The sequence below is a fragment of the Pantoea sp. RIT-PI-b genome, assembly GCF_001187905.1.
In the GTDB taxonomy this organism is placed as follows: Bacteria; Pseudomonadota; Gammaproteobacteria; order Enterobacterales; family Enterobacteriaceae; genus Pantoea; species Pantoea nemavictus.
The window spans coordinates 262,080-275,771 of the sequence record NZ_LGIS01000020.1; the positions used below are offsets into that span (position 1 = coordinate 262,080).

General features: G+C 52.7%; 14 protein-coding genes, 2 tRNA genes and 1 other RNA gene. 7 read left to right on the plus strand and 10 right to left on the minus strand.

Annotated features, from left to right (window positions below; translation table 11 throughout):
• Positions 1–42: 42 nt before the first annotated feature.
• Positions 43–1,041, minus strand: a complete 999-nt coding sequence (gene gapA / locus AC790_RS13895) for a glyceraldehyde-3-phosphate dehydrogenase (RefSeq protein ID WP_007889697.1) — start codon at positions 1,039–1,041, stop codon at positions 43–45.
• Between the two features lie 338 nt (positions 1,042–1,379).
• Here gapA and msrB point away from each other — a divergent pair, with 338 nt between their 5' ends.
• On the plus strand, positions 1,380–1,790 hold the full coding sequence (msrB, locus tag AC790_RS13900; protein WP_007889699.1) for a peptide-methionine (R)-S-oxide reductase MsrB: 411 nt from the start codon (positions 1,380–1,382) through the stop codon (positions 1,788–1,790).
• Between the two features lie 2 nt (positions 1,791–1,792).
• Positions 1,793–2,074: a YeaC family protein gene (locus AC790_RS13905; RefSeq protein ID WP_007889700.1), complete on the plus strand. Its 282-nt coding sequence runs from the start codon at positions 1,793–1,795 to the stop codon at positions 2,072–2,074.
• A 34-nt stretch (positions 2,075–2,108) separates the two neighbouring features.
• On the opposite strand, the gene pncA is transcribed toward AC790_RS13905, so the two are convergent.
• The 3 genes from pncA to sppA form a co-directional block, all read right to left on the minus strand.
• Positions 2,109–2,717, minus strand: coding sequence for a bifunctional nicotinamidase/pyrazinamidase (pncA, locus tag AC790_RS13910; RefSeq protein WP_049852176.1), 609 nt, complete (start codon positions 2,715–2,717; stop codon positions 2,109–2,111).
• Positions 2,718–2,732: 15 nt separating this feature from the next.
• Positions 2,733–3,746, minus strand: coding sequence for an asparaginase (gene ansA, locus AC790_RS13915; protein WP_049852279.1), 1,014 nt, complete (start codon positions 3,744–3,746; stop codon positions 2,733–2,735).
• Positions 3,747–3,831: 85 nt separating this feature from the next.
• A complete protein-coding gene (gene sppA, locus AC790_RS13920) occupies positions 3,832–5,691 on the minus strand; it encodes a signal peptide peptidase SppA (protein WP_049852177.1) in 1,860 nt (619 codons plus the stop codon).
• 169 nt (positions 5,692–5,860) lie between these two features.
• Between sppA and AC790_RS13925 the strand changes: the two genes are divergently transcribed.
• From AC790_RS13925 to AC790_RS13940, 4 genes are all read left to right on the plus strand, one after another.
• Positions 5,861–6,412: an NAD(P)H nitroreductase gene (locus AC790_RS13925; protein WP_049852178.1), complete on the plus strand. Its 552-nt coding sequence runs from the start codon at positions 5,861–5,863 to the stop codon at positions 6,410–6,412.
• 153 nt (positions 6,413–6,565) lie between these two features.
• Positions 6,566–7,609, plus strand: a complete 1,044-nt coding sequence (gene selD / locus AC790_RS13930) for a selenide, water dikinase SelD (RefSeq protein ID WP_049852179.1) — start codon at positions 6,566–6,568, stop codon at positions 7,607–7,609.
• A gap of 21 nt (positions 7,610–7,630) precedes the next feature.
• Entirely contained in the window at positions 7,631–9,553 is a 1,923-nt protein-coding gene (locus AC790_RS13935; RefSeq protein WP_049852180.1) for a DNA topoisomerase III, read from the plus strand.
• Positions 9,553–9,849 (plus strand): YnjH family protein, encoded by a 297-nt coding sequence (locus tag AC790_RS13940; protein WP_007889714.1) that lies wholly within the window; start codon positions 9,553–9,555, stop codon positions 9,847–9,849. Before AC790_RS13935 ends, AC790_RS13940 begins: the two co-directional genes overlap by 1 nt.
• A gap of 34 nt (positions 9,850–9,883) precedes the next feature.
• Here the strand turns inward: AC790_RS13940 and xthA are convergent, their stop codons facing one another.
• The 6 genes from xthA to AC790_RS13965 form a co-directional block, all read right to left on the minus strand.
• Positions 9,884–10,690 (minus strand): exodeoxyribonuclease III, encoded by an 807-nt coding sequence (gene xthA / locus AC790_RS13945; protein ID WP_049852181.1) that lies wholly within the window; start codon positions 10,688–10,690, stop codon positions 9,884–9,886.
• Between the two features lie 116 nt (positions 10,691–10,806).
• Positions 10,807–10,925: non-coding RNA, RtT sRNA (locus AC790_RS24270), on the minus strand.
• Between the two features lie 37 nt (positions 10,926–10,962).
• Positions 10,963–11,047 (minus strand) — tRNA-Tyr (locus AC790_RS13950).
• Between the two features lie 40 nt (positions 11,048–11,087).
• Positions 11,088–11,172: transfer RNA gene (locus tag AC790_RS13955), tRNA-Tyr, on the minus strand.
• A 144-nt stretch (positions 11,173–11,316) separates the two neighbouring features.
• Positions 11,317–12,165, minus strand: coding sequence for a formyltetrahydrofolate deformylase (gene purU, locus AC790_RS13960; protein WP_007892358.1), 849 nt, complete (start codon positions 12,163–12,165; stop codon positions 11,317–11,319).
• Between the two features lie 57 nt (positions 12,166–12,222).
• The gene (locus AC790_RS13965) at positions 12,223–12,678 is read right to left on the minus strand and encodes a YchJ family protein (protein ID WP_049852182.1); all 456 of its coding nucleotides are present in this window, start codon (positions 12,676–12,678) and stop codon (positions 12,223–12,225) included.
• 96 nt (positions 12,679–12,774) lie between these two features.
• Between AC790_RS13965 and rssA the strand changes: the two genes are divergently transcribed.
• On the plus strand, positions 12,775–13,680 hold the full coding sequence (gene rssA, locus AC790_RS13970) for a patatin-like phospholipase RssA (RefSeq protein WP_007892360.1): 906 nt from the start codon (positions 12,775–12,777) through the stop codon (positions 13,678–13,680).
• Positions 13,681–13,692 lie beyond the last annotated feature (12 nt).

The window sequence follows — 13,692 nt, forward strand, 5'->3', positions numbered from 1 at the left end:
AGGGGCGACCGAAGTCACCCCTTGTCTGTTTCACAGATTAGCTTACTTAGAAGCTACCAGTGCAATCAGGTCCAGAACTTTGTGTGAGTAACCGGTTTCGTTATCGTACCAGGAAACCAGTTTCACGAAGTTGTCGTTCAGAGCGATACCTGCTTTAGCATCGAATACTGAAGTCAGGGTTTCGCCGTTGAAGTCGGTAGAAACGACGTCGTCTTCGATATAGCCCAACACGCCTTTCATCTTGCCTTCTGACTCAGCTTTGATCACTGCACAAATTTCTTTGTAAGTGGCTGGTTTTTCCAGGCGAACAGTCAGGTCAACAACAGAAACGTTCGGAGTAGGAACGCGGAACGCCATACCAGTCAGTTTGCCATTCAGTTCTGGCAGTACAACGCCAACTGCTTTAGCTGCACCGGTAGAAGATGGGATGATGTTCTGCGCTGCGCCGCGGCCGCCGCGCCAGTCTTTGTGAGACGGGCCATCAACGGTTTTCTGAGTTGCGGTGGTAGCGTGCACAGTGGTCATCAGGCCTTCAACAATACCGAAGTTGTCGTTGATGACTTTAGCCAGTGGTGCCAGGCAGTTAGTGGTGCAAGACGCGTTAGAAACGATGTCCTGGCCAGCATACTTGTCAAAGTTAGCGCCACGAACAAACATTGGGGTGCTGTCTTTAGATGGACCAGTCAGAACCACTTTCTTCGCGCCAGCAGTGATGTGTTTACGTGCAGTTTCGTCGGTCAGGAAGATACCGGTCGCTTCAGCAACAACGTCAACACCCACTTCGTCCCATTTCAGGTTAGCCGGGTCTTTCTCAGCGGTAACACGGATTTTCTTACCGTTAACAATCAGTGCACCGTCTTTCACTTCTACAGTGCCGTCAAAACGACCGTGAGTAGAGTCATACTTCAGCATGTAAGCCATGTAATCGGCGTCCAGCAGATCGTTGATCGCGACGATTTCGATGTCAGAACGCTGCTGCGCAGCACGGAAAACGATGCGACCGATACGGCCAAAACCGTTGATACCTACTTTGATAGTCATATATTCCACCAGCTATTTGTTAGTGAATAAAAGGTTGGCTGTAAAATTACAAAAACCTTACCAGGCGTCAAGCGGAATCGTGTCAATTGTTGCGACAGGTCAATTCCAACGCCAGGAATAATTCGTTGCGCAATCGCTTACGCAGCACCCTTATTGCGCGCCTATGTTACGCCGAATGCGGGCTGAAAAGGGATGACTTTTGCAAAGGGTGATCACCATCACAAAATCGAGCTATGGCAGAAGGGTCGGATGCGTTAGCACGAAATAAGACCCGATAGATGTTGTACGTTTGTTAGAATACTAGTCGATTTTTTCAGAATGACACTCCGGAACTCAAAATGGCTAAAGACACCGCACCCGACGCAAAAATCGCACAGCTTTCAGAAATGCAGCGCTATGTCACTCAGCATCGTGGAACGGAGCCCCCTTTCTCGGGCGCCTTGCTGCACAACAAACAGGACGGTATCTACCACTGCTTAGTCTGTAACTCCCCCCTGTTTCTGTCTGAAACGAAATATGATTCAGGTTGCGGCTGGCCAAGCTTCTATCAACCCTTCAATGACGACGCGATCCGTTATCTGGAGGATGATTCACACGGTATGCATCGGGTGGAAATTCGTTGTGGCAACTGTGATGCCCATCTTGGCCATGTTTTCCCGGACGGCCCACAACCGAGCGGCGAGCGCTACTGCGTGAACTCCGCTTCGCTGAACTTCACTGATGAGCAAGGCAATCAGCAAGAGGGCTAAGTATGAAACAGGAACTGGAAGCGATGCTGGCGGCAATGACGCCGGAAGTGTATGAGCGATTGTCTACGGCAGTTGAAACCGGTAAATGGCCGGATGGCGTCGCCCTGACGCAAGAGCAGAAGGATAATTGCCTGCAGCTGGTCATGCTGTGGCAGGCGCGCCACAATGACGATCCACAGCATATGACCATCAGTAAAGGTGGGGATATGGTGATGAAGTCGAAGAAACAGCTGAAAGAAGAGTTCGGTATCGAGCCCGATGTCACGCGCATCAACCTGCACTAAAAGCAAAAGGGCTGGTTGCTGCCAGCCCTCATTTTCAGATTAATACCGCGCCTTGCGCTGCCATCTGTGCGAACGCAATGTCGCTATCATCCGGATTCAGGTTCACGCCGCGGCAGCCCTCTTTGACGACCTCAACGTTATAGCCCATTTCTAACGCATCCAGCACGCTGTACTTGACGCAGTAATCGGTCGCAATGCCCAACATCACTAAATCGCTGATACCACGCTCGCGCAGCCAGCTATCGAGTTCAGTTTTACGGCGGTGGCCATTATCAAAGAAGGCACTGTAGCTATCCACCTCGACATCGCCGCCCTTATGGAACACGGCATCGATCAAAGATCGATCGAGGTCAGGGTGGAAATCCGCACCGACAGAGTTTTCAATACCATGATCGGGCCACCAAATCTGCGCTAAACCGTTTAATTCACCCAAAGTGTAAACCGGTTCGCCGGAGATTGAGGCGAAGCTACCGTGATTGGCGGGATGCCAGTCCTGCAAAGCCACCACGCACTCGCCGCGCTCGTGAAACTCACGCGCGAAACGGTTGGCCACGGCCACCGTTTGGTCGCCATCACGTACCGCCATTGGGCCGCCGGGGCAAAAGTCGTTCTGAATATCGATAATTATCAATGCCCGCTTCATTACTTTCGCTCCGTATCAATCTTCGGTCAGTTCGCCGCGTAAATTTTGCTGCATTTTGGCACGAATTTCCGCGCTGGTAAGGTCCTGACTCAATAAAAAGTGCAGTTTTGTTAATGTTGCCTCAACGGTAAGATCAAAACCGCTGATCACCCCGGCGTGTTCCAGGGCATTTCCCGTAGCGTAGCCGCCCATATTCACCTTGCCGGACATACACTGCGTTAGGTTGACCACCACAATGCCGCGATCGCTGGCTTGCTGTAGCTCCGAGAGGAACTCGGCATTCTGCGGCGCATTACCCACACCATAAGATCGTAGAATCAATGCCTTTACCGGTTGACGCAGGAAGTTACGCACTACGTCAGCGGAAATACCCGGATAGATCGTCACGACGCCAATGGGCTGCGGCGTAATCGGATGCACAATTAGCGCGCCTTTACCTTGTGGTGCCGGCGGAGTATTCAGCCGACGAATGTGAATTCCAGCTTCGAGCAGCGGTGATAGATTCGGGGAAGCGAAGGCATTAAAGCCATCAGCGTGTGCCTTGGTGGTACGGTTGCCACGGAATAGCGTGTTGTTGAAGAACAGGGCGACTTCACTGATTGGATAATTCGCTGCGACGTACAGCGAGTTCAGCAGATTTTGCTGTCCATCGGAACGCAGCTCCGCCAGTGGAATTTGCGAACCGGTAACGATGACCGGCTTAGCGAGGTTTTCCAGCATAAATGAGAGCGCCGAAGCGGTGAACGCCATGGTATCGGTGCCATGCAGAATGACAAAACCGTCATAAAGGTCGTAGTTTTGCTGAATATCATTAGCAATCGATTGCCAATCCTGCGGCGTCATGTCCGAGGAGTCCATCAGCGGCTGATATTCATGGATAGTAAAATCGGGCATTTCAGGCCGGTGGAATTCGGGCATGTTTGCCAGCTGCTGCTGTAAATGACCGGAGACCGGAATGTAGCCCTGCGCAGAGCGCTGCATCCCGATGGTGCCGCCTGTGTAGGCTACATAGATATTTTTCTTTTGCATGATGAAACTCAGACTTGCCATAAAGCGCGCAGTATAAGGGGATTGCGAACGAAAAGCAGCCCGACCAGCGGCCGGGCTGTAAAGATTAGCGTACGTTGCCGCAGTTGAGGCAGAAAGCGTAGCGATTTTGCGGATCGTTGAGATTATTAAGCAAGCCAGGCTGCTGTTTAACCGCGCTCATCACATCAAGCATCGGAGCAGGTAGCCAGACTTTCAACGCTGCGGGCAATACCGCCTGCACCGAAGCGTTCATCTGATTCAGCAATAAATCGAGCATGCCCGGTTCATCCTGATACCAACTCAGTTCCGGTTTCGCGACTTTCGCCAACTCGGCGGCTTTTGCCACGGCGTCGTCAAAGTCTCCCAGCGCATCAACTAAACCATTAGCCTTGGCATCGCTGCCGGTCCAGACGTGGCCTTGTGCAATAGCATTAATTTGCTCAGGCGTTTTATGGCGTGAAGTGGCGACCAAACCGACGAAGTTGCGATAACCATTCTCGATGGTGAGCTGCATCAGCTGTTGTACTTCAGGCGGCAGAGCTTTGGTGGTCGCGACATCCGCCAGTGGTGAAGTCGCGACACCGTCAGTGTGCACGCCAACCGAGCTCAGGCTGTTTTCCACGGTATTAATCACGCCAAAGATACCGATCGAACCGGTAAGCGTGCTCGGTGCCGCCACGATGTAATCGGCAGGTGTGGAAATCCAGTAACCTCCTGAAGCCGCCATACCACCCATGGAAACCACTACCGGTTTGCCGGCATCGTGGGCTGCCGCCAGCTCTTCACGAATCGCTTCTGATGCCGTTACGCTGCCGCCAGGGCTATTAACACGCAGTACAATTGCTTTAATTTTCGGGTCAAGACGCGCATCGCGAATCTGCGATGCAGTGGTATCACCACCGACATTCCCCGCGCTCTCTTCACCGTCCATGATGGCACCGCTAGCGAGGATTACCGCGATGTTCCCATCCTGACTTTGCGGCGGTTGTTTAACGTTATAGTCGTAGATACTTACGCTACGATAATCGTTATTCGCTTTGTCCCAGCCGAACGTTTTGACCAGCTCCTGATCGGCGGCTGCGCGCGTATCAAGCACATCGACTAATTTATTGTTCAGCGCGTATTTTGCCGTATCGCCCTGAACAGCTTGCAGGCCACTAATAATGCCAGCAGCACCAGGGAAGAGCTGATCGGCGGTAATCTGGCGATTGGCTGCAACGGTGTTCAGGTAGTTCTGCCACAGCTGACCCACCCAACGGCCGTCGGCATCACGCGCTTCAGGTGACATATCGTCACGCAGGAACGGCTCAACCGCAGATTTATAAGTACCCACGCGGAACACGTGCGTGCTGACTTTCAGCTTATCCAGCAGGCTTTTGTAATACAGGCCGTTAGTCGCGAAACCGTGTAAATCCACCGTGCCTTGTGGCGACAGGTAAACTTTGTTGGCGTAGCTGGCGATGTAGTACTGCGCCTGGCTGTAGCTGTCGCCGACCGCATAAATCGGTTTTCCGGCATCACGGAATTCACGCAGCGCTTTACCGACATATTGCAGCGAAGGTTGATCGCCACCAGCGAAGTCACGTAACTCCAGCACAATACCGGTAATGTTTTTATCGGTTTTCGCCTGGCGAATCGCATCCACCACATCAAACAGTGAGTTCTCCTGCAGGCGATCGCCATTTGCGCCTAACAATTGACGACTAATACGACTCAGACGATTGCTGACCGAAGGCTTATCGACCAGCACGCCGCTCAGATCGATTTTCAGCGCGCCTTGTTGAACGGGTTCACTGTTGCTGGAGCTGGAAACTTGCATCCAAATCCCAACGCCCGCCAGGATCAATACAATAAGAAATAAATTAAGAATAAATTCCCGAATAAAATTCAGCACCCGCCACGTCCAGCGGAACAGACCGGAAATAATTCGCCACAATGTGCGCATAAACTCTCCATATTCACGTAACAGGGCAGCCAGCACGCGGTCTGCCCCGATGTCGGGTTCATCCTAAAGAGCGGCGTGCGAAATGTCAGCAGGAAATCGCGCCAGACTGTTACAAAAGATCGTGCTGTGCCAGGATTAGCCCACGCTTTTTATTCGTGGGAGAAGAATAATGGATGCACTGGACTTATTAGTTAATCGCCGCTCGGCATCGCGTCTGGCAGAACCGGCCCCAGCGGGCGAAGCGCTGCAAAATATTCTGCACGCAGCGTTACGCGCGCCGGATCATGGCACGCTGCAGCCGTGGCGCTTCATCATTATCGAAAATGAAGGGCGCGGCCGCTTTGGCAAATTGCTGGAACAAGCCGCACGTGACAGCGATCTTGAGCAGAAAGCCATCGACAAAGCAGCTGCTGCGCCATTCCGCGCGCCGATGATTATCACCGTGGTGGCGCATTGTGAAGAGAACGCCAAAGTACCGCATTGGGAACAGTTGGCTTCTGCCAGTTGCGCGGTGATGGCAATGCAAATGGCCGCCGTGGCACAAGGCTTCAACGGCATCTGGCGCAGCGGTCCCTGGACCGATCATCCATCAGTACGCCAAGCCTTCGGCTGCCGTGAACAGGATGCCATTGTCGGCTTCCTCTATCTGGGCACGCCGCAGTTGAAAGCCAGCACTACCGTGGTGGCGCCTGACACGGCGCAGTTTGTCAGTTATTTCTGACAGACAGCAGCAGGCTTTTGCGGCACGTTAAGCGCTGTTGCAGAGATTGCACAGAGCCTGTGCGAAAGATCGAGGTTAGGTCGTGCAGCACTTACCACCCGCCAACAGCCAGGCTAACATAGCGCCTTCTGATCAGCGCATAAGGACGTCGCCATGAGTGAACCTCTTCGTTTAACGCAATACAGCCATGGTGCTGGATGCGGCTGCAAAATTTCGCCGCAGATATTGGAAACCATTCTCCGCAGTGAGTTGACCCCGTTCCACGATCCGCAACTGCTGGTGGGGAATGAAACGCGCGATGATGCTGCGGTATACGATCTGGGTAACGGTACGGCAGTGGTTAGCACCACCGATTTCTTTATGCCGATCGTCGACGATCCTTTTACCTTTGGCCGTATCGCCGCCACTAACGCCATTAGTGATATCTACGCAATGGGCGGAAAACCGATCATGGCGATTGCCATTTTAGGCTGGCCGGTGAATGTGCTAAGTCCGGAAGTGGCGCAGCAAGTGGTCGACGGTGGGCGGGCAGCCTGTCAGGCTGCGGGTATTGCGCTGGCTGGCGGCCATTCGATTGATGCGCCTGAGCCAATTTTCGGCCTGGCCGTGACCGGCATTGTTGATGTGGCGCGCGTGAAAAAGAACAGCGCGGCGCAGGCCGGATGTCAGCTGTTTCTCACCAAACCGCTGGGCATTGGCATCCTCACTACCGCTGAGAAAAAAGGCCTGCTGCGGCCTGAACATCAGGCGCTGGCAGCAGATGTGATGTGTCAGCTAAATAGCGCCGGGGCGGAATTTGCCAAACTTGCTGGCGTTAGCGCCATGACTGATGTGACCGGTTTTGGCTTACTGGGTCACCTCAGCGAAATCTGTCACGGTTCTGGATTGCGAGCCGAGGTGAACGCGGCAAATGTACCGCGTTTAGCGGGTGTTGATGATTATATTGCCGCTGGAGCAGTGCCGGGCGGCACCAGCCGTAATTTCGCCAGTTACGGTGCGCATGTTTCACCAATCGATGATGCCACCCGTGCGCTGCTGTGCGATCCGCAAACGTCCGGCGGCCTGCTGGTGGCGGTTCAACCCAGCGCTATCGAGGCGTTCACGCGCTGTGCTGCTGAAGCAGGCGTGCAAATTGCGTCGATTGGTGAGCTATTTGCCGCCGAATCTGATCGTCCTTTGATTACCGTAGTTACCTGACGTTAAGGAACGACGCCATTCATGCGTTTGTTTATTGCCGAAAAACCCAGCTTAGCGCGTGCGATTGCCGACGTGTTGCCGAAGCCGCATCGACGCGGCGACGGCTATATTGCCTGTGGGAATGACCAGGTTGTGACCTGGTGTGTCGGGCACCTGCTGGAGCAGGCGCAGCCCGACAGTTATGACAGCCGCTATGCGCGCTGGAATCTGGCCGATTTGCCGATCATTCCGGAAAAGTGGCGCTTGCAGCCGCGTCCCTCGGTGGCGAAGCAGCTGAAAGTGATTGAAGGTTTGTTGCAGCAAGCCAGCATGGTAGTGCATGCGGGTGACCCCGACCGTGAAGGGCAACTGCTGGTGGATGAAGTGCTGGATTATCTGCAACTCGCGCCAGAAAAACGCCAAACAGTACAGCGTTGCCTGATTAACGATCTCAATCCTTCGGCAGTGGAGCGTGCCGTAGGACGCTTACGTGAGAACCGTGAATTCATTCCACTCTGTGTGTCTGCGCTAGCGCGGTCGCGTGCTGACTGGCTGTATGGCATCAATATGACCCGCGCATGGACCTTGCTGGGGCGTAATGCCGGTTACGATGGCGTGCTGTCGGTCGGCCGTGTACAAACGCCGGTACTGGGTTTGGTGGTGCGGCGTGATGAAGAGATTGAGAACTTTATCCCGAAGGATTATTTCGAAGTCAAAGCGCACATCGTTACGCCAAAAGAAGAACGTTTTGTTGCTAGCTGGGTGCCGAGCGATGCCTGTGAACCCTGGCAGGATGAAGAGGGGCGGCTGCTGCACCGTCCGCTGGCAGATCATGTGCTGGAGCGCATCAATGGCAAACCTGCGCTAGTCACCGGATACAACGATAAACGTGAATCCGATACCGCGCCGCTGCCTTTCTCTCTGTCTGGCCTGCAGATTGAGGCGGGTAAGCGGTATGGCCTCAGTGCGCAGAATGTGCTGGATTGCTGCCAGCGCCTGTACGAAACCCATAAACTGATTACTTACCCACGTTCCGATAGCCGTTATCTGCCCGATGAGCATTTTGCCGGGCGCCATGCAGTATTGAACGCGATTAAAGCCCATCAGCCCAATCTGACACCGCCAACGGACTTTAACCCCGATCAGAAGAATCGCTGTTGGGATGATAAAAAAGTCGATGCGCACCACGCCATTATCCCCACCGCGCGCGCCAGTAAGGTTAATCTGACCGAAAATGAAGCCAATATTTACGGCTTGATAGCGCGCCAATATCTCATGCAGTTTTGTCCCGATGCGGTGTTCCGCAAGTGCGTTATTGACCTCGATATTGGCGGCGGCAAATTTATTGCCAAAGCACGTTTTCTGGCGGAAGCCGGCTGGCGCGCATTATTAGGCAGCAAAGAGCGCGATGAGGAGAATGATGGCACGCCCTTGCCGGTGGTAAGTAAAGGTGATGAGTTGCTCTGTGAGCGCGGCGAAGTGCTGGCCAAACAAACGCAACCGCCACGCCCGTTCACTGATGCCACCTTATTATCAGCTATGACCGGCATTGCTCGCTTCGTGCAGGATAAAGAATTAAAGAAAGTCCTGCGCGCAACCGATGGTTTAGGTACGGAGGCGACGCGAGCAGGTATTATTGAATTACTGTTTCGTCGCACTTTCCTGGTGAAAAAAGGTCGCTATATTCACTCGACAGAGGCGGGCAGGGCGCTGATTCATGCGTTGCCTGAAATGGCTGCGCGGCCGGATATGACGGCGCAGTGGGAATCGACGCTGACGCGCATCAGTGAAAAAGCCTGCCGCTACGATGAGTTTATGCAACCGCTGGTCAGCACCTTAATCGGGTTGATTGGTGAAGCACGCCAGCGTCCGTCGCTACAGGCCTTTCGCGGATTGACTGCGCCTGGGCTAAAAAAGAGAGCTAAACCGAAAACGGCTCGTCGCAAAACCAAGGAGACAGAGTGATGCGTTATGCAATGTTGCTGCTGAGCGGACTGTTGTTATGCAGTACCTCTGCGCTGGCCAACCGCCAGCCGGAGAGTAATCGTATGGGCAATACGGATGTGGTGGTGGATATGCCTGACGAAGTGTGGACGCAGGGCAAAAACAGTCGCCAAAGCGACTGCATGCAGTGCTGTACCTATGAGAATCGTAGCTATTCTGAAGGTGCAGTGGTGAAGGCGGAAGGTGTGCTGTTGCAATGTGGACGGGACGAAAAAGTCTTGGGCACAAATCCACTCATCTGGAAGATCATCAAATAAAAACAGCGTGGCGATTTACCGCCACGCTGTTTCCTCACAGCTTAAACGTCGACCAAACGGGCGCGTGATCAGACGGTTTTTCCATACTACGGATGTCGTAATCGATACCGCTCTCAATACAACGCGACGCCAGTGGCTGGCTCGCTAGCAACAGATCGATGCGTAACCCACGATTATCATCAAAGCCTTTTGAGCGGTAGTCAAACCACGAGAAGCGGTCGTTGGTTGCCGGGAATTTATCGCGCCAGGTATCAACCAATCCCCACTGCAGTAAGCGATCCATCCATTCACGCTCTTCAGGCAGGAACGAACATTTACCGGTGCGCAGCCAACGCTTACGATTCTCTTCACCAATGCCGATATCAAAATCGGTGCTGCTGATGTTCATATCACCCATGATCAACACCGGTTTATCGACGGCTAATTGCTGCTCAAGATAGCTTTGCAGATCGCGATAAAACTTCTCTTTGGCGGGGAATTTGGTGGGGTGGTCGCGGCTTTCTCCTTGTGGGAAATAGCCGTTAATTACGGTGATATCGCCGATCGGGCTGGGGATTTCCGCCATGATCAAACGACGCTGCGCATCTTCTTCATCGCCGGGGAAACCACGGCTCACGCATATCGGCTCCGCTTTCGTCAGCAGTGCGACACCATAATGACCTTTTTGCCCGTGATAAAATACGTGATAGCCCAGTTTGCTGACGTCCTCGAGCGGGAACATATCGTCATGCACTTTGGTTTCCTGCAAGCCGATAACATCGGGTTGATGCTGCTCAACCAGCGCTTCTAATTGATGAGGACGTGCACGCAAGCCGTTGATGTTGAAAGAGACAAATTTCATTTCGCTGCCATTTCTATCCGCAAAAGTATGGCGGGATGGTAACGAGTTTTTAGGTAAATGTCATGATGTGTAGAGAGAGAAAACAAGGATTAAAGCTGAGATAGGAGAATATTCGATGGTGGTGGGAGAAGGATTATTCGACGCGATGCGTCTTACCCTTCGGGCCGCGCTGAAGCGCGTTGTTCGACTCGAACCTTCAGTCGAAGCTTCTCATTCTTCTCGCGAAGCAAAATATAAGTTTGGGGATTTAATCGAAGAAGGAGAATATTCGGTGGTGGTGGGAGAAGGATTCGAACCTTCGAAGTCTGTGACGGCAGATTTACAGTCTGCTCCCTTTGGCCGCTCGGGAATCCCACCAGGGATGTTGCTTGTTGTGGCTTCAGAGAGACGATTCAGATGGTGGTGGGAGAAGGATTCGAACCTTCGAAGTCTGTGACGGCAGATTTACAGTCTGCTCCCTTTGGCCGCTCGGGAATCCCACCACTGGCCTGAATCATTGCGTCTTAAAGCGGGGCGCATCATACCAAATGCACTCAGCCTGTAAAGCGCCGTCACATAAAATAAAAATCGTTTGTCCACTTTTTACGCGTGGCGCTGAAGAGTTGAACAGCTCAGCGCCAAAGTGGTTAAAGAATGATCGTGCGATTGCCGTAAACGAATACGCGTTGGCCCAGAACTTTATACAGTGCGCGGCTCAACACATTTTTCTCAACGTCACGTCCAGCACGCATCATCTCTTCTGCGGTATAGCTGTGATCGACGTTAATCACGTCCTGCATGATGATCGGACCTTCATCAAGATTATCATTTACATAGTGCGCAGTTGCGCCAATGATTTTCACACCACGCTCATACGCCTGATGATACGGACGCGCACCGATAAACGCTGGCAAGAAAGAGTGGTGAATATTGATGATCTGGTTTGGATAGCGCTGAACGAAGGCTGGCGTTAATACACGCATGTATTTGGCCAATACCACGTAATCCGGCTGATAGCGGTCAATTTCGTCCGCCATACGGTTATCGTGCTCTTCACGCGTGTGACCTTCGTGGCTAACCAACACAAACGGAATGTCGAAACGTTCAACCAGCGAGCGCAGGGTTTCGTGGTTACCGATGACCGCTGCAATCTCCATATCGAGACCGCCAAACGCACTTTTCATCAGCAGGTCGCCCAGGCAGTGTGCCTCTTTGGTTACCAGAATCACCACACGGCGGCGTCCGGCACTTTGCAACTCACGGACTGAACCGGTTGGCAGCGCGCTATCGAGATCGGCCAACAAGGTGTTGTCGTTGAAAATCCCTTCCAGCTCTGTGCGCATGAAAAAGCGCCCGGTACGGTGATCGACAAACTCATTGTTCTGCACAATGTTAAGTTCGTGCTTGTAGCAAATGTTGGTGATCTTGGCGATCAGACCTTTCGCATCAGGGCAAATGGTTCGTAAAACTTTTCGTTGGATGGTTTGCGCTTGCATCTCGATCAGAGTCCTGTCAAAGCGATGAATGGTAAAGCCGTTGTGTATCTGTCCAGATTAGCCACAACATTTTTTGTATTTTTTATCGGAGCCACAAGGACAGCGATCGTTACGTCCTAACTCAGGCGTTGTTCCGTCAACATAGTACCAGCGTTGATCCTCGCGAAGAAAGCGCGAACATTCATAGATCGCTGAAGTACGGCCTTTTTCGAGGTAACGCGCAAAAAACGTTACAAAGGCTTCATTCTCATGGCTTCCATCATTACAACGAGTTACATTCAAACCCAGCCATTCAGTACCGGAAAAACTTTCAGATAATAACGTTTCGAGGTCGGCCACGCGTTTACTGGAGTGCCAGGTCGCAGCCAACCATGTAGCATTTTTAACGACATAGGCACTGTAACGTGAGCGCATCAGCTGTTCCGCGCTGGACGGGTTCGCTTGGCCATTCAGATAGGGTTGGCAACATACGCTATACTCCTTTCCGCTGCAGCAAGGGCACTTTTCAGACACGTCATCTCCTGGAAGTGATTAAAGTAAATTAAAGCGTGCGCTATGGTAGCCGACTGTCAGGCGTGATGCTACGTACCAGGCTTATCACGAGGTGAGATGAGAAAAGTCAGGATTGGGCTGGCACTAGGTTCAGGTGCCGCTAAAGGATGGTCACACATCGGCGTAATTACTGCGCTCGAGCGCGCGGGCATTGAAATCGATGTGGTGGCGGGTTGTTCAGTGGGTGCGCTAGTTGGCTCGGCCTACGTAAATGGTCGGCTGGGCGTGATGGAAAAATGGGTGAGCGCATTTCGTTACTGGGACGTTATCCGCTTGATGGATCTCTCCTGGCAGCGCGGCGGGTTGCTGCGCGGCGATAGGGTGTTCAGCCATATTCGACAGCTCATTCCAAATGAACTTATTGATGACTGCGGTAAACCTTTTGGCGTAGTGGCTACCAATTTGAGTACCGGACGAGAAGTGTGGTTGACCGAGGGCGATTTGCATCAAGCTGTGCGCGCGTCCTGTAGTATGCCAGGCTTATTACCACCTATCGCTTACAATGGGTATTGGTTAGTAGATGGAGCAGTGGTTAATCCTGTGCCAATCTCACTAACCCGTGCGTTGGGTGCCGATATTGTTATTGCTGTTGATTTACAGCACGACGCGCACCTGATGCAGCAGGATCTACTATCAGTAACGCCGCAAAGCGGTGAAGAAGCGGCGGCAGTTGAAGCGCTGAGTTGGGGTAAAAAATTGCGTCAACGCATTGTGGGTTTGACGCATCGCCGAGCTAATCAAACGCCGGGTGCGATGGAGATTATGTCTACATCCATTCAGGTACTGGAAAATCGTCTGAAACGTAACCGCATGGCGGGCGACCCGCCGGATGTGCTGATTCAGCCGTTTTGTCCACAAATTTCCACACTGGACTTCCATCGTGCAGAAGAAGCCATCGCGGCAGGCAAGGCCGCCGTTGAGAAGAAAATGGATGAACTATTACCGCTGGTCCGTGGCAGATAGTCAGGTTGTTCA